The sequence below is a fragment of the Shewanella sp. CAL98-MNA-CIBAN-0140 genome, from assembly GCF_040309905.1.
GTDB lineage: Bacteria > Pseudomonadota > Gammaproteobacteria > Enterobacterales > Shewanellaceae > Shewanella > Shewanella psychromarinicola.
The window spans coordinates 1-256 of sequence record NZ_JBEOPI010000224.1; the positions used below are offsets into that span (position 1 = coordinate 1).

Sequence of the window (256 nt, forward strand, 5' to 3'; positions counted from 1 at the left end):
GTTCAAGCTATTGTAGAACCAGTACATACAACAATTGCTGGCATCGAATTTATTAGCGGCACCATTGCCGGTAAAAACGTGGTTGTGACCCGCTCAGGTATCGGTAAAGTAGCAGCCAGTATTGCAACCACATTATTAATCGAAAAGTTTGCCGCAACCCATGTGATTAACACCGGTTCTGCTGGTGGTTTTGTCGATTCATTGGCAATTGGCGATATTGTCATTTCATCAGAAGTGCGTCATCACGATGTAGACG

General features: G+C 44.1%; 1 protein-coding gene. It reads left to right on the top strand.

Annotated elements, in window-relative coordinates; translation table 11 throughout:
- Nucleotides 1-9: 9 nt before the first annotated feature.
- On the top strand, nucleotides 10-256 hold a 247-nt coding region (mtnN, locus tag AAEY93_RS20850; protein WP_502959576.1), incomplete at its 3' end, for a 5'-methylthioadenosine/S-adenosylhomocysteine nucleosidase.